This is a genomic window from Amycolatopsis sp. SID8362 (genome assembly GCF_010550475.1).
Classification (GTDB): Bacteria; Actinomycetota; Actinomycetes; order Mycobacteriales; family Pseudonocardiaceae; genus Amycolatopsis; species Amycolatopsis eburnea.
On the sequence record NZ_JAAGNB010000427.1, the window covers coordinates 1 to 431 of the forward strand.

1 protein-coding gene is annotated in these 431 nt (G+C 75.9%); it reads right to left on the reverse strand.

Annotation, left to right across the window (positions count from 1 at the left end; translation table 11 throughout):
* Positions 1 to 26: 26 nt before the first annotated feature.
* Positions 27 to 392, reverse strand: coding sequence for a GntR family transcriptional regulator (locus G3I65_RS13520; RefSeq protein ID WP_160696411.1), 366 nt, complete (start codon positions 390 to 392; stop codon positions 27 to 29).
* Positions 393 to 431: the final 39 nt, after the last annotated feature.

Here is a 431-nt window from a genome sequence, read left to right on the forward strand (position 1 = left end):
AGTAGGGTTCTAACCCGACTTGCCACTCACGACCGGTCGTGGGCCGCGCGGACGGCGTTCAGGGCTGTTTCCAGGTCGGCGCCGAGGTCGCGGGCCTGCGTCAGGTACGTCGTGGCGGCGGCGAGGAGCAGCTCCGCGGGGGCCGGGCGGCCGGGCGGGAGCGTGACCACCGTGCCGCGGGCGCGGGCCGTCGTCACCCAGCCCGCCGTCTCCAGCTCGCGGTACGCGCGCGCCACCGTCCCCGACGCAAGGCCGAGGTCCCGCGCCAGCTGCCGGATCGGCGGCAGCCGCGCGCCTTCCGCCAGCGCACCTGTCGTCACCGCGTGGACCACCTGGTCGTGCACCTGCCGCCAGGGCGCGAGCCCGTTCTCGGTGTCGACGACGATCTTCACGCCGCCGCCGGGAGCCGTTTCAGCGGGGCCGTCACCGCC